Genomic DNA, 18664 nt, shown 5'->3' with positions numbered 1-18664 from the left:
GGCTCTGCCAGTCCTCTCTGGGACTCAAGAAACGCCACCCCCCATGCGCGCGAGGGATAGTCCAACTGAAGTTTGCTAAACCCGTCTATCGGCGGCAAGACTCCTTTTAGGTACGCGGAGAGCTCCGGACGCAGCCTCGCTCGGACGGAACGCAAAGTAGCCCAAAGCCGACGATGCGTAGGTTTTGTGCTTCGTGCGTGAAGGATGAGCCGGAAACCGCTGGCGAACCCGCTCAGGCACATGAGATCGCCCCTGGCAAACACGCACGCGAGAAACGAAACCCCGGCACATGGCCGGGTGAAGGTACTGGCCGTCGTCAGCTGACTTTCTTCAGCACCTCAGCCTGATCTCGAAGCGCCCTCCGCAGTTCGCGCAGCATGGCCCTGGTGCCGCCCTTGTCGGCGTTGCGGGAAACGATCTGCTTGCCCAACTCTGACTTCGGCCCCGTCGAGTGCTCCCAGGGTTTCCAACGTCGTATCGCCTCCGCCTGTCGTGCCCGATGCTCGGGTGTCCTGAAGTAGCTCATGGTTGCCCTCTGATAGTTTGTTCGGCTCGGTTTCGATTTCCCGCTTGCGTGATGGTGCCTCCGTGCGGTTGTTGATTTGCTGCGGCCCCGTAGTCACATTCGCCTGTCGTGCGTAGACAATCGGCGGGTTCCTGATCGCCGCCAGGGTTTCGAGCGTTGCACGGGATTGCGACTGAGCACGCAGTGCAAGTTTTAGGAAACTCTCGAAGTTCGGCATGTAGTCTGCACTGAAAGCCCTCTCGGTCAGCCGGGCGAATAGCGTTTGCAGTGCTGCCGCTTGCGCCGACAACATTGCTTCGGCGTGCCGCATGTCGCCACCGCTGAACGCCTCGCCCTGATCCTTGAACATCTTGAGCATTCCCGGCACGTCGACCTGGTTGGTGAGCTCTGGCAGTTCGCAAGCCATGGTGACGCGGTATGCGACGACCTCCGGCGATGTGATCGCCTTCGCATACCTGTGGCCCGCCTCATCCGGATCTGGCGATGCTGTAACGGGGATCGCCTTGCGCGGCTTCGGGATCGTTGTTGCCTTTCTCTTGGTCATCTCATGCCTCATTCGTTCTTGATGTAGCTGGCGCGGCCCTCGCCCTGGTCATCAGGCAGTTTGCGCAGCGGGTGATGCAGCCCATACGCGCCAGGAAGATCGTCACGCCCGCCGCCGCAGTAGCCCACCGACAGGCCCGGCCTCCTTCGGTGCCGACACGTCGAGCAGCCCCGCGCCGCCATTTCCGTGCGTACCTGGTTGCATACTGGCGTGCGTACCTCGGGCAGCGGTTCAGCCGCCACTGCATCCCGGTACGCGGCCACCGCGCACCGCATGCGGCAGGAACTGTGCGAGGGCGGGCTTGGTTATGTTGGCGAATTCCCTTCAGTGTTCTTCGTCGGACGTTGCGGTGTCCCGCTCAGGTGGTCGAGCCAGTCTCCGGGCTCGGGTGGAACAATAACCTCCACCTCGATGCCGCGCAGCGCGAGCCGATGTGCGGTTCGGTAGCCTGCTGCCTGTCCTGCGAAGTTGGCGTCGTTGTCCGCGAAGACGATGACGTGCTCGACGCCAGCCGGCGGCTCAAAGCTCTCGATCCCACTGGTGCTGATGCAGCTCCAAGTCGGCACCTCGAACAGCTCGGCGGCTGCTAGCGCAGTCTCGATGCCTTCAGCGATTCCCAGGGTCAGGGAGACCGGCGTCAGTCGGATTGCTGCGCCAGCAATGGGCAACCCCTGCATCAGCTTCTTCGGCGCGCTCACAGGCGCTTTCCTGCCGTCCTGGATGTAGGTCCGGTGCAGCGACACCGCCTTGCCTGCAGGACTGGTCACGGTGGCGAGCATCGTTGGAAACGTGCTCAGTACCTTTCCGTCATCACGGTACGCCATGCCCGGATGCAGGCGGACGTTCTCGGGCAAGTCGTACAGTGCGAGATCTCGCCCAGCCAAGTAGCGGCAAGCCTCGTCGTCGCGCTCGATGGGCATCGATTCCCGGAAAGCCCTGCGCAGCGCGGCTAGCTTGTCCTCGTCGGTACGCTCTGATCTGGTGGCGGTCGGGCGGACGGTGCCGGCAATGCGCTCGATCTCTGCTGCGACGTCACGGAAAGACAGTCCGGTGAAAGCCATTGCGAGTTGCACGCCGTCACCGGGTTTGCACGAGGGGCAGTAGTAGGTGCCGCGCCCCTCCTTGTCGTCGAACCTGAATCTGTCCTTGCCGCCACAGACCGGGCAGGCGCAATGCTTGCCCGATAAGGCGCGCTCATCCATACCGAGCGCCGACAGGATCGAGCGCCAGCGGCCTTGCGCGATCTGGCGGACGTTGAGCCGGTCACCCATGATCCACCTCGCTCGTGATGGCCGACACGATCTTGGCGCCTTCCTGCACCGGGTCGAAGCGCCTCGCCTTCTCTCGCGCCTTGGATGTCGCAATCTGGCGGCTCTTGATCCAGTTCAGAATCTCCTGCGTCGGCTTGGCGGCGACTTGGCGCAGTCCGCGCGGCTCTCGACCCATCAGGTCGTCATACGCATGAAAGGCCCACCCGCGTTTGTAGTTCTTGGACTGAGCGTACCCAAGCAACTGGCTGTAGATGTGCTGCCCGGTCTCCTTCTGAATCGGCTTACGTCGATCCAGCTTTACCAGTTCGCCGTCTTCGACTTCGACGTCGCTCTGTCTCGCAGGCGCAAACCCACACTTCGGGCAGACATGGACCCCGGCAGGGCGCACGAACTTGCACGAGGGGCAGGGCTTAGGCTCCGAGACCTTGCGCTCCTGTTTCTGCGTCTTCGATGAGCCCCCGCTGCCGTCGTCCAGTTCGAGCGGTAGATCGTCGGTCGGAAAGCCCAGGCGCAACACGGTCCCACTGTGATCGAGGATCAGCGCGCGCTCTTTGCCCGGATAGGGGCGCAGCACCCGACCTGCCATCTGAATGAACCGGATCAAGCTGCGAGTCGGCCGCGCCAGGATCATCACCTCGGCGTGCGGCGCATCCCAGCCTTCGGCCAACAGCGCCGAGTTCGACAGCACCGTAAAGCGGCCTTCGTTGAACCCATCGAGGATGGCTTTGCGCTCGTCGTCGTCGGCGTGATAGTCGATGTGACATGCAGCAATACCTGACCGCTGGAACTCCGCAACGATGTGTTGGCTGTGCGCGATGTTGGTCGCAAACACCACGGTCGGCTTTCCGGCGGCGTGCTTTTTCCAGTGGGCAACGATGTCACCGATCAGCGCCGGCTTATCGACCGCCTCCGCGAGCTGCTTCTCGTTGTAGTCGAACTCACCACCCATCCCGCGCTGGGACTTCACGCCGGTCAGATCAGGGACGGCGGGTGCAAACACGTCGCAATCGACAAGGAAGCCGAGGTCGATCAGTTCGCGAATCGTGGCGGCAATCACCAACTCCTGAAACAGCGCCCCCTTCAACTCGCCGTAATGCTTGCCCAGGCCAGGGGCGAATGGCGTAGCGCTGAGGCCGACGACAGGAACACGGTTGTGCTTAAACAGGAGGCGCTTGTACTTCGCACTTCCCGCGACCGCGTGCGCCTCGTCAACGACGATCAGCGCAATGTCGTCAGGGATGCCACGCCGGGCGATTGTGTCGATCGAGCACACCAACACCTTGGCGCCCAGGTGACGAGTGTTCTCCGCCTGCAGAATGCCGTGCTCGATGCCGGCCCGGGTCAGGTGCTCTGACGCCTGTCGAACAAGCTGCTTGCGGTTGGCGATGAACAGCACGCGCCCACCCTTGGCGACGGCACGACGGATCATGTCCTCGCCCATGGTGGTCTTTCCGCTGCCGGTTGGGCTGTAGAGCATCAGCCGACGGTTTCCCCTAGCCAGGGAGGCGCGTAGCTTGTCTATGGCCTGATCTTGGTATGGACGCAGGTCGGTCATTGTTCGACCTCCTGCTCGGGGTCTTGGGTGAAGTCAGAGAACCCCTTCCACCCAGTACCTACTACCTCTGTGTACCTATCTCCAAGAACTTCATTCCTTGGCTGGGCTGTGCTGGGCTGTACTGTACTAAGGACCCGAGGATGACCCGGCGGCATACCCGACGACATACCCGATGGGTTACTCGGCGGGACAGCCGAACTACCGCGCCGCTTCTGGGTTTTGGCCGAATTGGTGACGTCTGCGCCACGCTTACCGCCTTGCGATTTCCGCTCACGAACATGGTCAAGGTAGGCGCGATAGTCATCAAGCTCTGGCGAGGTGATGCGACCGTTCTTACACGCAAAGAACGGCATGACATAGGGGAGTTCGGCGGCTACTTCCTTGGGGTCGTAACCCAGAACGCGGGCCAGCATTTCGGGTGACTCGGGCAGGAAGTTGTTCACCCAGCACTCAAGGCGCATCGAGTACAGCAGGCCACGCTGAGGCAGCGTCAGTACGCGGTACTCGATCCGGCTCATCATCGCCGCGGCGTATTCCTGGAATGCGGGCGGCGTGCGGTTCTGCGCGCTCATGCTGCACCGCCTTTGCGCCTGCGATAGCAGGCAGCGGCCTCACGGGTTGCATCGTCCTGAAGATCGAGCGTGTATTCGGCTACGGTGCGGCCGTTCTCGGCGACTTCACGGCTGATGATCGCCCAGCCGTCATCCTTCAGGAAGCGGACGTAGGCGGCGAGTCGCCACGATCGGACGAATCCAGATTGCCGAATGGCGCCACCGACCAGAGCCAGCAGTGCGCACTCCTTGACGCTGTTCGGCTCGGGGAAGATCGGAGCAGGCCGGGGCGGAAGCGTGTCCGGAAACAGATCTCGCGCGATAGAATGGCGGCGCGGTTCCAGGGCGCTCGCTTTCACTTCGGTGGGGCGGGCGCTTCGCATTTAGGCCACCTCGCCGCGCACAAGGGCGTCAATTTCGGCAGCGTTCCAGCACAGGAAACGCGAAGGGAGTTTGTGCGGACGGACGCCTGCATAGTGCCCGGCGCGGCAGACAGCGGCGCGCAGGGTCTGCGGCTTGACCTTCAGAATCGCGGCGGCTTCTTCGGTCGAGTAGTTGCGCAGGATGCTCGCATAGTCCGTGCGCTGGGTCGGGGCAGTGTGGAGTTGCATTTCTGGTGCTCCGTCGAGTGGTGACGGTTCCCATTGAATACAGCTCAATTTCCCGGTGTAACTGCACCACACTGCACCATAAATTCATTTTTGGTGCAGTGTAAGGCGCTCATAAGGCGATGAATCTAGGCGACTTCCCTGCCCTTCTTGGGCATGTGGCGCACATCCAGCGTTACCCCTAATTTCGGTGCAATGCGAGGCAGTGCCAGCCGGTAAAAGTCTGTCGGCTTCGGATATGGTGCCAATGCACAGAGGCCGGCGCGATAACCGGTGAAGGTGGCAGGGGCGCGATTGAAGACGCGGGGGTAGAGGCGAGCGCACAGCCAATGAAAGCCCCCCTCATCGTCGGCGGACTTCCCCAAGGGGCCGGGCATCGCATGGCGGTCGAAGTCCTGCCCGGTCGTCGCGGCATAGCTCTCCAGGGCATTAAGGATTTCCGCCAGCAGGGCCGGGGCGACGGATAGCTTGCGGCCGGGTTTCTTCTTTTGCACAGCCTCTCCCTGCCGCACATCTTCGACTTCAAACAATGCCCGCACCATGTCCCTACGCCAGCGTTCGCGCTTCTGCTCAGCCTTGGCTTTCAGCCCATCAAATTCTTTCTCCAGGCATGCCACCGCGGCTTTTGCTCGGTCGCGGCGAGCGCTTGCCTCATCACCAGAAATCCCCGGCTCGAACACCCGTTCCCGCTCGTTGGCCTGGTCGGTTGCGTCATCGAGTTGCCGGCCAAGTAAAACCGCCGCCCTCTCCGCTTCATCATCAAGCGGCCCGACCACCGCCCGCGCACGACCGGCTAATTCATAGGCTTCGCGCAGTGCTTGGCGTGCCCACTCGTCCCGCATTCCACCGACATTTTTTAGCGCGGATTCGTCGAGGACGCCATCTGTCCCGAGGAAGTCATGGATGAACGTACCAACCCCGTAGACGAGGAAAGCCGCCAAATCTCGCGCACTGAATGTCGCGGGCAGCACCGGCCATGTCGCTGGGTCCGGCCCGTTCTCCAGGTCAACGGCAGGGTTCCAAGCGAGTAGCCGCCCGGCCTCGATGCCTCTGGCACCGGACGGCAGCATGTCGACGTAGGGCTCCGATATGAAAACTCCCGGAACCTCTACGTTATCGCGGAATTCTAGAAAGCCAAATTCGCCGGTAAGCTCATTTGCCAGCTTCATGACGACCCTTGCCTGGGCAGCCCCGTATTGTTTCGGCTGTGTTGGCTTGCTGGATTTCAAGAGACGCGCTCCTTCGATGCGCTCCTTCGTTTGGGTGCCGCGCCAGCCGGGTGAAGGTCTCCCGGTTTTCTCCCCGTCGGGATAGGCGCGGCATGCTCGGTCAGGCCGCGTGCTCTTGCTTTGGCTCGAAGCGAATCACCAACCTCTGCCCGCAGGCGTCCGCGTACTTGCGCAAGGTCGCCAGGGAAGGGGCGTGCTTGCGACTGCCGATGCTGCCCTCGATGCGGGCCACGACAGGCTGCGACACACCCATGCGCTCGGCCAACTCCGTCTGCGTCAGGCCGGCACGCTGGCGGGCGCGCAGCAGCTCGGCAAGGGCTGGACGATGCGCTTGCCGACGACTGTGCAGAACAAGGCGCGTCCGATGCCTTCCTGCCCCTTGGCGCGAATCTCGAACAGCCCATCACCCATTGCGCGGGTGTAGGGGTTCGCCAGGATGCGGGCCTTCAGGGCGGCAAGCTCAGTCATCGGTCAGGTGCTTATCATCTCGGGCGCACGCTCCACCGCAGGCATGCCGGCAGCGCGGGCCTTCCACAAGTCATAGGCGGCTTGCTGCGCAATCCAGGCGTCTGCGCTGCCTCCGTTCTCCACGCCGAGCCAGCCTTCGAGGCGCAAGGCCATTTCCGGCGAGATTGCAGCATGGCCGTTCAGCACGCGAGACAGCGCAGCGCGGGTCACGCCAAGTTGCGCGGCGGCGTCGGTCACGGTCAGGCCCAGAGCAGGAAGAACATCCTCCCGGAGCGTTTCGCCGGGGTGCGGCGGGTTGAACATCGTTGTCATGGTGCTGCCCTCAGTGATAGTCCTGGTAATCGACCAGAACCGCGTCTCCGCCGTCAAAGCGGAACGTCAGACGCCAGTTGCCATTCACGAAAACCGAGTAATGGCCTGCCAGACTTCCGACAAGCGGATGCAGACGCCATCCCGGCACGTTCATGTCCTCGGGCACCTTGGCGGCGTGAAGTCGTGCCAGCAATCGGGCCAGCTTTGGCGCGTGATGCGGCTGGATGCCTGCCTTGCTGCCAGTCTCAAAAAAGGCTTGAAGCCCTTTGTGCTCGAAGCTCTTAATCATGGCTTAGTGTATAGCGTAACGTTTCACAACTCAATACAGCCCAGTCAAGCGACCACGCGCAGCGCAGGGGCGGCGCACTCGGTCAGGCGGCGCGCAGGTGTCGCACGTTCGCGGGTTGTCTCTCGGCTTGCACGATGGCGGCTAGCCTCGCCTCCCAGGCCACCAGCGCGGCGCGCTTCTCGTCGGTGTATGCGTGCCGGTCGTAGTGCGCGGCCTGCACTCCGCTGATGCCGTGGGATAGCAGTTGCGCGCGGGTGTCCTTGCTGATGCCCAGGCCGGCTAGCATCGTCTCCACCGTGCGGCGAATGTCGCGCACATTGAAGGGCTCGCCACCGATGCCGGCGCACACTTCGGCGGCACGGTTGCTCACGGTCTCGGGGTTCATCGCCACGCGGCCATGTGTCGAGAAAAGCCACAGGCCAGCCAGCTCGGGTGCGCGACCTTCCTGCTTGGCGCGCTCGGTCTCTCGGGCCTTGGCGCGCGCCACAAGGGCGGCCACCATCGCGGCGGCATGCGGCGCCAGCGGCAACAGGTGCTCGCGCGGTTGCGTGCGCTTGCCCTTGCCATCCCACAGGCGAAGCGTTGCGGTGTCCTGGTCGAAGTCTCCCACCTTGGCGCGCAGCAATTGCGCCATGCGTTGCCCGCCCGCATGCAGCGCCAGCAGCAAAGCCACGTCGGCAAGCTCGGGGCCGGTCTCTTGCCCGATGCGTAGCAGGTGCCCGATGTATGCGCGCAGTTCGGCGGCGCTCAGGGTCCGGTCGCCTCGTTGCACGGCGATTGCCGGGATAGCGTCGACGGGGTTGTGCTCGATGCCGAAGGGAATCAGGTCGGCAGGCAGAGCGGAATCGAAGGGTGCACGCTTGGCGGCATTGAATGCGGCGCTCAAGTAGCTGCGCAGGACTCCGGCGGCGCGCTCCTTGCCGGCTTCCCTCACCCGGCGCACCAGCGCGGCTACCTCGTGCGCGGTCACGGCTCGCGCGGGCCTGTTCGCGGTGTCCTGGTCGACATGGCACTTGAACAGGCTCCGCGCTCCGGCGGCGCTCTTGCCCTTCCCGGCGCGCTCCAGGGCGCTCAGGTAGGCATCGCACAGCGCGCGCAGGGTGTAGCGCGCCTGTCGGTCGGCCTCGGCTTTGGCGGCCTCTGCTGCGGCGCGCTTGGCTTCGGCGGCGGCGATGCGCTCGGCTTTCTGCTGGCGCGGGTCGTTGCCCTGGTCAATCTCGGTTTGCAGGCGGCGCGCTTCGGTGCGGGCGTCGTCAAGGTTCCAGGCGCGCACGTCGCCAATCGTCACGCGGACGGTGCGCCGGTCTAGCTTGCTCTCGAAGATGAAAGACTTCGCGCCAGCGGTCGCACGCACGGCAAGGCGGGGCGCTTCGGTGTCCCACAGGAAGGATTGCGCGGTGCCATCGGCGCAGGTGAAGCGGCGGATTCTCTCGGGGGTCAGGCGCTCGCGTTGCATGGTCTATGCGTCCCTCATTTTGGCTACACCGTGGCTACACAGCGGCTCATGTAGCCACCATGTAGCCAGACTCTAGCAACATAGCTCAACATGAATCAACCTTGTGATTCATGTAGCCATAGCCAAATCAGGGGTTTGTGTCCTTTTTCGGGGTCTTGCGGCGCGGTCGGCGTTGATGGAAATTGACAGAAAATGTGACTCTTAATCAATTGGTCCTAGGTTCGAGTCCTAGTGCCCCCACCAACAAATTCAAGCAAAAAGGCCAGTTCTCGCGAGCTGGCCTTTTTGCTTTTGGGCTTGCAAGTCAAGCCCCGAGTCCTGACTGGTCAAAGCCCTATTTCGTGCGACTGACCTGGGTGTGCCAACCGTTCAGACGCCGCCCCTCCCGCGTCAGGACGGTCGACTCGCCATTGACCGTGACCACGATGCGGCCGTCCTTTTCCTCGGTGTAGGTACCGGCGGCGGTATGTCCGGGTTCATGCACGAACACCCGGGTGCGATCAACAAATTCGAAACGGTGCGCCTTGTCACCTGTTTCATAGACCCGGCCTCGCATCGCCCCTGCCTCGGCCTTATCGACCGCAGCAAGGATCTCTGCCCGACGCTTCCTGACCCCTTCCTCGAACCGAGGCTTGAACGGCGCTGCGCTCGCTGGCCAAGCCGCAATCGATCTCAAGGCGGCGTCGACCGAATCGAGCGCGGCATCGGTCGCGGGCAAGGCGCCCAGTTTCGTCGTCATGTCACTGAACAACGCATCGGCAACCACCTGGCGGCGGGTCTGAGCCGCATCATGGACACGCGCGGCCTGCGCCTGGGGCAGCTGTCGCAGCAGGTTGCCGTCCGCAGCCTGATCGATCTGCGCAAAGGCATCGAAGTCCCGAGACGATTCACCGATCTGCGCCACCAGCACATCCGCGATCTCGGTCGCGATGTGCGCCCGCCGTTCGGTCACGGCGCGCAGCATGCTCTCGGTTGCCTCCTTCCCCAGCGCCGGCGCGTAGTCACGCGGCAGCGCCTGCGCCATGCGGTCCAGTAACCCCAGGCCTGGCAGGCTGACCGGCACCGCTCGCACTTCCGTAAGCAGGGCCTCGACCACCCCATCACGCATGGCAAGCGCCGTCCGCGCTGCAGGCTCTGCCACCAGCGTCGCGATCTCGGCTTCCGGCAGGTCCCGCAGCGCGGCAATCAATTCACGCGCAGCATTCGACGCCGCGGGCGCCAAGCCGCTGGCGGCCGCCGGCAGGCGTGCATACCCTTGCGCCGTTGCGGCCTGCTCGAGCGCGGAGTGAAAGCTCAGCAAGGGCAAGGAAGGCGGCGCACTCTGCAGTGCGTTCATCGCTGTGCCGGCCCTGCCCCGAGCATCGGCCAAGGCCTTGGAGAAGTTGGCGACGCGACTGACCAAGGCGCTCTGCATCGCGTTGTAGGCGCCGGACAACTCGCGATCCTTGGTTGCCTGACGACAGGCCAGCACCACCTCCCGAACGCTCATGACATCCGCTTCGGTCCAGGACAGCATCGGCTTGCCGAACAGCGCCTCCGTCTCCTGCGACACGAAGAGCCTGGGCAGGCGGTGACGACTGCCCAAGGCATTCGGCTGCCATTCGTCATTGCGATCGAAGCCGGCAGCCCAAGGCGCAACGGCCTCGCAGTCCGGCCTCGCGACCTGAGCCTGGGCACTTGCGGCCATCCCCATTGCACCGACAAGCACGGCAGCCACCCCCAGCATCCTGCGAACATGCCCGGTCCGGGGGCGCACCACGTAGCTCACGGATATGGCAGTCACTTCTGGTCTCCTGCTGATCGACGCACGTCGCACCAAACCGGTCAGTCCGTGAACTTACCCAGCCCCTTGAAAACCTCCCCCAGGCGGACGCATGAAGGCAACTTCATTCATCCCCAGTGCAATTCGCGCACAGTGTCGCTAATACACATCAGACTCAATATAGACAGCTCTTCGATACCTTGCCCAGGAAACTGAAGGCCCACCACAGGCTCCCGCCTGGGCTCCCCGAAAGCAAAAAAGCCAGTCCAAGAGGAACTGGCTTTTTCTTCATTGGGCCCACATCCGGGCCCGTCCATGCAGACCCTGCGCTGCTTATGCCGCGCTCTTGAACAAGGACACCGTAGCACTGGTGGTCTTGCTCACGGCATCGACCGCAACAGCGGCAGCCTGGTCGGCATTGGCCTGGGCGACCTCGGAGACCTGCTTGACCACCTCGCTTGCGCCCTCGTAGGCCGACGAGGCGTTGGCGACTGCGGTCTTGAGGACCTTGACCGCCAACTCGGAACCGGGCGCTGCGCGATTGAGCGTTTCGAGCGTGACGATGACGCCCTGCAGCCATTGCGACATGCCTGCCTCGACGAGCTTGAAGAGCTCGACCTGTGCCAGGCTGGCGATGCCACTGGCGCTTTTGCCGTAGTCAAAGCCGCGCTTGAGTGCGGGGGTGATGCTGCCGACCTGGATGGCGAGCAGGTCGCGCGGCTCGCGCGCGGCACAGATCGACTGCTGGAGCACGATGGTGTCGTCGAGCGCCGCGCGCGCGGTGTTGAGATTGAGCGCGGTCAGGTGTTCGACCATCGACAGCAGGCTGCCGCTGGCCAGGGCGACATCATTGACACGCCCCTCGGCGACGGCACGGGCGGAGGCGAGCATTTTCTCGGGCGAAGCATTCATGGTGTTCTCCTGACGGATAGGTGACACCGTGGGTTGAATCGGTGTGGTTTTATGTTGCACTGCAACATAATAAATCGCAAGTGTTTTCTTGCACCACTTGCGTGCCCTGACGCCCTCTGCGCTGGCGCTCAAGCCTCGCTGCTGCGGGCAACGCTGGCCGTCACCACTTCGATGCGGGACGCTGCCGCCTCCTCGCCGGGCCAGCGCGACCAATCCGGGTCGGGCAGGGCCTCGAACACCTTGCGCAGGTTCGCACCCCACTCCTTGTGGATCATGTCGAAATAGGGATTGTCCCAATCCACGTTCAGATGACGGGCGACGCGCAACTCGTCGCGGCGATAGATGAGGAGGTCGAGCGGCAGGCCCACCGACAGGTTGGAGCGGATCGTCGAATCCATCGAGATCAGCGCGCACTTGGCGGCCTCGTCGAGCGAGGTCCGGGCGCTCACCACGCGATCGATGATCGGCTTGCCGTACTTCGACTCGCCGATCTGGAAATAGGGCGTATCGACCGAGGCCTCGATGAAGTTGCCCGCGGCATAGATGTTGAACAGGCGCGGCGGCTCGTCGCCGATCTGGCCGCACAGGATGAAGCTGGCATTGAAGTCCACGCCGAACTGCTTGAGGGCCTCGGCGTCCTGGCGATAGACGCCGCGAATGGTCTCGCCGACCAGGCGGGCGCACTCGAACAGGGTGGGCGCGTTCCACAGGCTGTCGCGGTCCTGCACCGCGGCATGTTCGCGCAGGATGTTGATCACCGCCTGGGTGATGGCGAGATTGCCCGCGCTCATCAGCACCAGCACGCGATCGCCGGCGCGTTCGAACACGGTCATCTTGCGGAAGGTATTGATGTGGTCCACACCCGCGTTGGTACGCGAATCGGACAGGCAGACCAGGCCTTCGTCGAGGCACATGGCGACACAGTAGGTCATCGAGTCATCCCGATTGGGTCATTGATCGAAGAAGCCGCCGCGCGGGCGGCTGCGCTCAGGCGGCGACAGGAACGAGAAAGTTATCGCCGATGCTGTCGCCGAGGCGGTTGATGCGCACCAGGAAGCGCTCCAGCCAGGCATGCAGCCCGGTGGCGAAGATATCGTCCATGCGCCCGTAGTGCAGCGTGGCATGCAGCTCGCCGGCCTGCCGGGCGGCCTCGGCCGAGTGCAGGTTGGCGATCTCGCCGAGGATGTCGTTGATCTCGTCGAGACAGGCATGCAGCGAGCGCGGCATGGCGGCGTTGAGGATCAGCAGCTCGGCGACCTTGTGCGGCGTGATGACGTCGCGGTACACGTGGCGGTAGGTCTCGAACGCGGACACCGAACGCAGCAGCGCGCCCCACTGGTAGAAGTCGGTTGAGCTGCCCAGCCCTTCGGCCCTGGGCAACAGGCTGTGGTACTTCACGTCGAGCAGGCGGGCGGTGTTGTCGGCGCGCTCGAGGAAGGTGCCCAGGCGCACGAACTTGAAGGCGTCATCGTGCAGCATGGTGCCGAAGGTCACCCCGCGCAGCAGGTGGGAGCGAAACTTCACCCACTCGAAGAACTCGCCCAGATCGGTGGCCTGCAGCTTCTCCGGCGTCATGTCGCGGATCTCGAGCCAGGTGGCGTTGGTGGTCTCCCACATCTCCGCCGTCAGCGTGCCGCGCACGGCGTGGGCATTCTCGCGCGCCGCACGCAGGCAGTTCCACACGCTCGACGGGTTGTCGCGGTCGAGCACGACGAACTCGATCACGTCGCGCGGCGTCAGCGGCCGGCCGGTGCGGGCGAAGGCGTCCGACAACTCGCTGATGGCCAGGATGGCCGACCAGCCATCGGTGTCGCAGCCATTGGTGCCCGGCAGCAGCGACATGCGGTAGGACACGTCCAGCATGCGCACCGTGTTCTCGGCACGCTCGGTATAGCGGGCCATCCAGTAGAGGTGGTCGGCGGTTCTGCTCAGCATGATCGTTCTCCGTGATGCGCGCGGCGTGAAGGCTTCAATTGACGACCCAGGTGTCCTTGGTACCCCCGCCCTGCGAGGAATTGACCACCAGCGAGCCCGCCTTGAGGGCAACGCGGGTCAGCCCGCCGGGGACCATGCGGATCTCCTTTCCGCCCGACAGCACGAAGGGGCGCAGGTCGATGTGGCGAGGGGCGATGCCCGCATCGACGAAGGTGGGACAGGTCGATAGCGACAGGGTGGGCTGGGCGATGTACTTCTCGGGCGCGGCCAGAATGCGGGCGCGGAACTCCTCGATCTCGGCGCGCGTTGCCGCCGGCCCGACCAGCATGCCGTAGCCGCCGGCGCCATGGACCTCCTTGACCACCAGTTCGGACAGGTGGGCAAGCGTGTAGGCCAGGTCCTCGGGCTCGCGCAGCATGTAGGTCGGCACGTTGTTGAGGATGGGCTCCTCGCCGAGGTAGAAGCGCACCATCTCCGGCACATAGGGGTAGATCGACTTGTCGTCGGCCACGCCGGTGCCCACGGCATTGGCAAGGGTCACTCGCCCGGCGCGGTAGGCCGACATCAGGCCGGGCACGCCGAGCATGGAATCGGGGCGGAACACCTCGGGGTCGAGGAAGTCGTCGTCGAGCCGGCGGTAGATCACATCCACCCGCCGCGGCCCCTGGGTGGTACGCATGAATACGGTGTCGTCCTTGACGAACAGGTCCTGGCCCTCGACCAGCTCCACCCCCATCTGCTGGGCGAGGAAGCTGTGCTCGAAATAAGCGCTGTTGAAGGCACCCGGCGTCAGCAGCACGGCCGTGGGGTCGAGCACACCCGCGGGCGCCACCGCGCGCAGGGTCTCGAGCAGCAGGTCGGGGTAGTGCTCGACCGGCTGCACGTTGTAGCGCGAGAACAGGTCGGGGAAGAGCCGCATCATCATCTTGCGGTTCTCGAGCAGGTAGCTCACCCCCGAGGGCACGCGCAGGTTGTCCTCGAGCACGTAGTACTCGCCCTTGCCGTCCGCCCCCGCTGCACGCACCAGGTCGATGCCGGCGATCATCGCGTACAGCCCTCCGGGCACTTCCACCCCCTTCATCTCGGGGCGGAACTGGGCATTGTTGAGCACCTGCTCGGCCGGCAAGCGGCCCGCGCGCAGGATTTCCTGGCCATGGTAGATGTCGGCGAGGAAGGCATTGAGTGCGCGCACGCGCTGGCGCAGGCCGGTCTCGAGGACGCTCCACTCGTCGCCGGGGATGATGCGCGGCAACAGATCGAAGGGGATCAGCCGCTCCTTGCCACCGCCCTCGCCATAGACGTTGAAGGTGATGCCGACACGGTGAAAGGCGATGTCGGCTTCCTTGCGCTTGCGCGCAATGTTCTCGCGTGGCATCTGCTCCAGCCAATCGGCGTACGGGGCGTAATGCGCCCGCACCGTACCGTCGGCAGCATGCATTTCGTCAAAAGGTCTGGCGGCTGTCATTGTGCTGTCTGCGCTCATGGTTGGACTCCCTTGAACGAGCATTCAGCATGAAGCGTGCCATGCACTCCAGGCGCGCAGTTGCGCGCTCTGCGGGCTCACGAGCAGGAGTGCACCGGCTTGGTGCGCACCAGGATGCGCTGAGCGTGCATCAATTTGGTGCGCGCACACCCTCATCGCTCGGTGTCACCGTCACCGCAACCTCGACACTGTGCCCCCCCCCGCCCAGGATCACCCCCCGCAGCGGCGCCACGTCGCCATAGTCGCGCCCCCAGGCCAGGGTGATGTGATCCGCACCCGGCTGCAGGTCATTGGTCGGGTCGACCTCGATCCAGCCCAGGCCGGGACACCACACGGCCACCCAGGCATGCGAGGCGTCGGCGCCCACCAGTCGCGGCTGCCCCGGCGGCGGCTGGGTCAGCAGGTAGCCCGAGACATAGCGCGCCGCCAGGCCGAGCGCCCGCAGGCAGGCGATCATCAGATGGGAGAAGTCCTGGCATACCCCGCGCCGCTTGGCGAAGACCTCTGCCACCGGCGTGGCCACGCTGGTGGCAGAGGCGTCGAAGCGGAAATCGGCATGGATGCGCGCGCACAAGGCCAGCAGCGCGTCCACCAGCGCGCGCCGCGGCGTGAAGCAGCGCGTCGCATAGCCTGCATAGGCAGCAGCCTCGTCGCCCAGCGCCACATAGGGCGAGGCGAAGCGATACTGCCCGGCGTCGCGCGCCTCGGGCTGGAGGGGTGCATGACCGGACAGCCCATCGCGAAGGTGGTCGCGTGCGTCCTCCCAGCTCGGTCCGCTGCCCGCGACCGGCCAGTCGCGAACGCCGACGCGGACGCGGCTGTGAGCCCGCACAAGCAGCCGGTCGTGCGGCGTGTCGAGCGCGAAACGCGTTACCGGATTGCCGAAGAAATCGACGGCAGCGCTGCGCTGAGCGGGGGCGGGAGACAGCTCCAGCGTGTGCGCCAGGCAGCGCTGGTAGGCGAGCTCGCGTGGATGCAGGTGGGCAATGTGCTGCGACAGCGTGACCAGACTGTCGTAGCGGTAGATGGTGTCGTGGCGGATCTCGAACTCGGGCATCGCAGGCCACCGCTTCAGGACGAGGCCGTCGCCCGGCTACGGGCGTCGAGATGGGTGAAGTACCGGTGCGACAGCGCATCCGCCAGACGATTGCCACATGCCCAGGTCTGGGCGAGGAAGTCGTGCAGGTCGGCACAGCGCGCGTGTTCGGCAGCGCCGCCTGCGGCACGCCCGGCCGCGTCGACGATCAGGCAATCGCACAGCGACAAGGCCTGCAGCGTTTCCAGCTGCTGCGTCAGCGGCTCGGCCAGCACATCGCCCTCGGGCAGCAGGCGCAGGTGCTCGACCAGCGACTCGAGCTGGTAGCGCAACGCACGCGGGTTGTCCGCATCGAGCATCACCAGTTCGGCCACCGGCAGCGGCGCCAGCCCGCGCGCATGGCGGCTGCGGTAGCGCAAGTCGCCGTCGGTCACTGCGAGCAGCGCCTGCAGGGCCTCGGCACTGGGTGCCGTCAGCAGCGCCGACAAGGCGGCGGCCAGAAACTGCAGGCGCTCGATACGCCGGCCGATCGACAGGAAGCGCCAGCCGGCGTCGCGCGGCATGCTCTCGATGACGAAGCCCGACAGCGTCACCAGCGACAGCAGCGACTCATCCAGGCGATGCAGCGCGTCACCCAGGGCGAGCGCCTGCGCGGGCGCGGCAGCAAAGTCCGACAGACGGTTGTAGATGCGCCAGCTATCGGGCGAGAGCCGGTCGCGCACCTGCGCCGCCAGTCCCAGCACCACGCGCAGGTTGGCCACCACGCTGCCGCTGCAGTCGGGGTCGAAGAGCGCGCCTGCGAGCGTCCCCGCAGCAATCGGCACGGGTGCGCGCGCCGCACCGGCCTCGACCGGCGCCTCGGCAGGCAGGATCGCCAGCCGGCGGCACAGCCCCAGCAGCGCGGCCAGCGCCGGGTCGGCCGCCGCCGCGGCCTGCGAGACGCGCTCCGGCCGACCACCCTGCAGCACAGGCGCCGCAGCCGCGCCGCCCGCGAGTCCGCCCAGGCGGGCCAGGGTCTCGCGGCCGAGGCGCGCAGCGGCATCGGCCCGCTCGCTGTAGCGCCCGAGCCAGAAGAAGTTCTCCGCCACCCGGCTCGACAGCCCCAGCCTGCGCAGCCCGCCCGGAGGGGGCGCAAGCTGGCCGGGCACGATGTGCTGCGGTGGTCGCTCCACCGCGGTCGGGCTCAGCACCCAGGCGTCCTTGCTGCTGCCGCCCTGCTGCATGGACACGATACGCATGTCGGAGCCCGAAGCCACGCGCGTCAGCCCGCCGGGCAGCACCCGGAAGCCGTCGGCCCCGGCCGCCACGAAGACGCGCAAGGCCACGTTGCGGGCCACCATGCTGCAGCCCGGGAAGTCCGCCGAACGCCGACCGTCGGCGCTGCGCTCGCCGGGCGCCTCGCCATCGACCGCAAGCACCGGGGCCTGCGAGATGTTCACCATCTCCTGGGCGACGAAGTCGAAAGGTCGGGCGGCAATGCGGGCGGCCAGCGCCGCCAGCTCGGCTTCCGGCAAGTCGCGGCAGAACACCGGTCCCGCGCCCAGCTTCGGGTAGGCCGGCTTCACCACCAGCTCACGCAGATGCTGCAGGGCGTAGTCGCGTGCCGCGGGCTCGCCGCACCACCAGGTCGCCACCGAAGGCATGCGCAGCTTCTGTCCCAGCACCGCCTCGCACAGGTGCGGCAGATAGCCGAGCAGGGCGCCGGTCTCGAGGATGCCGCTGCCGAGCGCATTGGCCACCGTCACCTTGCCCGCACGCACCGCGGCCACCAGCCCGGCAACCCCCAGTGCCGAATCCTCGCGCAGCTCGAGCGGATCGCACCAGATGTCGTCCACCCGGCGCAGGATCACGTGCACCCGCTGCAGGCCGTCGAGCGTGCGCAGGAAGACGGCCTCGTCGCGCACGGTCAGGTCCTGGCCCTCGACGAGCGGGAAACCCATCTCGCGCGCCAGGAAGGCGTGCTCGAAGTAGGTCTCGTTGTAGGGGCCGGGCGTCAACACGACGATGAGGGGATCCTCGTCATCTCCCAGGGCGCCAGCCGGCGCCAGCGCCGCCAGGTTGTCGCGGAAGCGCTCGAAGAAGGGCACCAGCGGCTGCACCCCGGTCGCGCGGTAGAGCTCGGGCAGGGCACGTGCCAGCACGCTGCGGTTCTCCAGCGCGTAGCCGGCCCCGGACGGCGCCTGGGTGCGGTCGGCCACCACCCACCAACGCCCGTCAGGCGAGCGCGCAAGGTCGGCGGCGTACAGGTGCAGGAACAGGTCGCCCGGCTGCTTCGCCCCCACCAGCGGACGCAGGAAGCCACTGTGGCCGTAGATCAGCGCCGGCGGGATCAGCCCTTCCTGCAGCAGGCGCTGCTCGCCGTAGAGGTCGGCGAGAATGTGGTTGAACAAGGTGGCACGCTGGATGACGGCAGCCTCGATCTGCGCCCACTCCGAGGCCGGCAGCATGAAGGGCAGCAGATCCAGCTCCCACGGGCGCTGGAAGCCACGCGGATCGGCATAGACATTGTAGGTGATGCCGTTCTCATGGACCTGACGGCGCAAGGCGGCACGGCGCGCCGACAGCTCCTCGGGCGGCATCGCCGCCACGCCGTGGAAGAAGTCGCGCCAATGCGGCCGCACCACCACCACGCTGCCGATGCGCTGGCACAACTCGTCGTAGCGGTCGGGCCGTGCCGTATAGCCGGCGAGCAGTTCGGACGGGCGCTGTAGCTGGACCTGCATGGAC

Annotated in this window: 19 protein-coding genes; all 19 read right to left on the bottom strand. The window is 65.5% G+C overall.

Annotated features, from left to right (window positions below; genetic code table 11):
* Positions 1 to 338: 338 nt before the first annotated feature.
* The 19 genes from LQF09_RS02425 to LQF09_RS02335 all read right to left on the bottom strand — a co-directional run bounded on the left by LQF09_RS02425 (position 339) and on the right by LQF09_RS02335 (position 18660).
* The gene (locus tag LQF09_RS02425) at positions 339 to 1070 is read right to left on the bottom strand and encodes a hypothetical protein (RefSeq protein WP_270069088.1); all 732 of its coding nucleotides are present in this window, start codon (positions 1068 to 1070) and stop codon (positions 339 to 341) included.
* Positions 1071 to 1375: 305 nt separating this feature from the next.
* Positions 1376 to 2341, bottom strand: a complete 966-nt coding sequence (locus LQF09_RS02420; RefSeq protein WP_270069087.1) for a DUF7146 domain-containing protein — start codon at positions 2339 to 2341, stop codon at positions 1376 to 1378.
* The gene (locus LQF09_RS02415; protein ID WP_270069086.1) at positions 2334 to 3896 is read right to left on the bottom strand and encodes a DEAD/DEAH box helicase; all 1563 of its coding nucleotides are present in this window, start codon (positions 3894 to 3896) and stop codon (positions 2334 to 2336) included. Before LQF09_RS02415 ends, LQF09_RS02420 begins: the two co-directional genes overlap by 8 nt.
* Positions 3893 to 4468: a hypothetical protein gene (locus tag LQF09_RS02410; protein WP_270069085.1), complete on the bottom strand. Its 576-nt coding sequence runs from the start codon at positions 4466 to 4468 to the stop codon at positions 3893 to 3895. Before LQF09_RS02410 ends, LQF09_RS02415 begins: the two co-directional genes overlap by 4 nt.
* Positions 4465 to 4830 carry a hypothetical protein gene (locus LQF09_RS02405; protein ID WP_270069084.1) on the bottom strand — a complete coding sequence of 122 codons (366 nt, stop codon included), beginning with the start codon at positions 4828 to 4830 and terminating at the stop codon, positions 4465 to 4467. The genes LQF09_RS02410 and LQF09_RS02405 overlap by 4 nt, the downstream gene beginning before the upstream one ends.
* Positions 4831 to 5058, bottom strand: a complete 228-nt coding sequence (locus LQF09_RS02400) for a hypothetical protein (protein ID WP_270069083.1) — start codon at positions 5056 to 5058, stop codon at positions 4831 to 4833.
* Between the two features lie 125 nt (positions 5059 to 5183).
* A complete protein-coding gene (locus LQF09_RS02395; RefSeq protein ID WP_270069082.1) occupies positions 5184 to 6284 on the bottom strand; it encodes a hypothetical protein in 1101 nt (366 codons plus the stop codon).
* A 100-nt stretch (positions 6285 to 6384) separates the two neighbouring features.
* Positions 6385 to 6537: a helix-turn-helix domain-containing protein gene (locus tag LQF09_RS02390; protein WP_333482886.1), complete on the bottom strand. Its 153-nt coding sequence runs from the start codon at positions 6535 to 6537 to the stop codon at positions 6385 to 6387.
* Between the two features lie 23 nt (positions 6538 to 6560).
* On the bottom strand, positions 6561 to 6752 hold the full coding sequence (locus LQF09_RS02385) for a type II toxin-antitoxin system RelE/ParE family toxin (protein WP_270069080.1): 192 nt from the start codon (positions 6750 to 6752) through the stop codon (positions 6561 to 6563).
* Positions 6753 to 6755: 3 nt separating this feature from the next.
* The gene (locus tag LQF09_RS02380) at positions 6756 to 7064 is read right to left on the bottom strand and encodes a HigA family addiction module antitoxin (RefSeq protein WP_270069079.1); all 309 of its coding nucleotides are present in this window, start codon (positions 7062 to 7064) and stop codon (positions 6756 to 6758) included.
* Between the two features lie 10 nt (positions 7065 to 7074).
* Positions 7075 to 7353: a type II toxin-antitoxin system RelE/ParE family toxin gene (locus LQF09_RS02375; RefSeq protein WP_270069078.1), complete on the bottom strand. Its 279-nt coding sequence runs from the start codon at positions 7351 to 7353 to the stop codon at positions 7075 to 7077.
* An 82-nt stretch (positions 7354 to 7435) separates the two neighbouring features.
* Positions 7436 to 8809, bottom strand: coding sequence for an integrase family protein (locus LQF09_RS02370; protein WP_270069077.1), 1374 nt, complete (start codon positions 8807 to 8809; stop codon positions 7436 to 7438).
* Positions 8810 to 9143: 334 nt separating this feature from the next.
* Positions 9144 to 10592 (bottom strand): hypothetical protein, encoded by a 1449-nt coding sequence (locus tag LQF09_RS02365; protein ID WP_270069076.1) that lies wholly within the window; start codon positions 10590 to 10592, stop codon positions 9144 to 9146.
* A gap of 312 nt (positions 10593 to 10904) precedes the next feature.
* The gene (phaP, locus tag LQF09_RS02360; protein WP_004248804.1) at positions 10905 to 11483 is read right to left on the bottom strand and encodes a TIGR01841 family phasin; all 579 of its coding nucleotides are present in this window, start codon (positions 11481 to 11483) and stop codon (positions 10905 to 10907) included.
* Positions 11484 to 11611: 128 nt separating this feature from the next.
* Positions 11612 to 12415 carry a proteasome-type protease gene (locus LQF09_RS02355; RefSeq protein WP_270069075.1) on the bottom strand — a complete coding sequence of 268 codons (804 nt, stop codon included), beginning with the start codon at positions 12413 to 12415 and terminating at the stop codon, positions 11612 to 11614.
* 55 nt (positions 12416 to 12470) lie between these two features.
* On the bottom strand, positions 12471 to 13418 hold the full coding sequence (locus LQF09_RS02350) for an alpha-E domain-containing protein (protein WP_002933514.1): 948 nt from the start codon (positions 13416 to 13418) through the stop codon (positions 12471 to 12473).
* Positions 13419 to 13452: 34 nt separating this feature from the next.
* Entirely contained in the window at positions 13453 to 14883 is a 1431-nt protein-coding gene (locus tag LQF09_RS02345) for a circularly permuted type 2 ATP-grasp protein (RefSeq protein WP_270069910.1), read from the bottom strand.
* A 148-nt stretch (positions 14884 to 15031) separates the two neighbouring features.
* On the bottom strand, positions 15032 to 15958 hold the full coding sequence (locus LQF09_RS02340) for a transglutaminase family protein (RefSeq protein WP_002933511.1): 927 nt from the start codon (positions 15956 to 15958) through the stop codon (positions 15032 to 15034).
* Between the two features lie 14 nt (positions 15959 to 15972).
* Positions 15973 to 18660, bottom strand: a complete 2688-nt coding sequence (locus LQF09_RS02335; RefSeq protein ID WP_270069074.1) for a circularly permuted type 2 ATP-grasp protein — start codon at positions 18658 to 18660, stop codon at positions 15973 to 15975.
* Between the last annotated feature and the right edge of the window lie 4 nt (positions 18661 to 18664).

Origin of the sequence: Thauera sp. WB-2, assembly GCF_027594845.1 — a bacterium.
GTDB lineage: Bacteria > Pseudomonadota > Gammaproteobacteria > Burkholderiales > Rhodocyclaceae > Thauera > Thauera mechernichensis.
Note: the sequence above shows the minus strand (reverse complement) of the source record. Positions and strands in the feature narration are given on the sequence as shown.